Source organism: Streptomyces thermospinosisporus (assembly GCF_039526425.1).
Lineage (GTDB): Bacteria > Actinomycetota > Actinomycetes > Streptomycetales > Streptomycetaceae > Streptomyces > Streptomyces thermocarboxydovorans.
Genome location: NZ_BAAAIZ010000083.1, coordinates 1,094 through 1,323, shown reverse-complemented (window position 1 = coordinate 1,323; position 230 = coordinate 1,094). Strand labels below are relative to the sequence as shown.

At 74.3% G+C, this 230-nt stretch carries 1 protein-coding gene; it reads left to right on the top strand.

Annotated elements, in window-relative coordinates:
* Positions 1-230, top strand: a 230-nt coding sequence (locus ABD207_RS24565; protein ID WP_344015284.1) for a hypothetical protein, incomplete at both ends; no start/stop codon positions are given.

Here is a 230-nt window from a genome sequence, read left to right as displayed (position 1 = left end):
GTCGGAGCACTTCGGGCTCGAGCCGCGTGGTGCGGACTTCCGGCTGGGGGACTACGACACGCTCGACAAGGTCGCCGACCTCATCCACCAGGAACTCGGCGCCCGGCGCGGGGACGCCGCGCCCGTGGCGCCGGACGGCGGTGAGCGGCCGGTGGTGGCGGGTGTGCCGGGGCGTGAGGAGGTGTGGGTGGCTCTGCGGGGGCTGTATGCGCAGGCGCTGGAGTATCCGG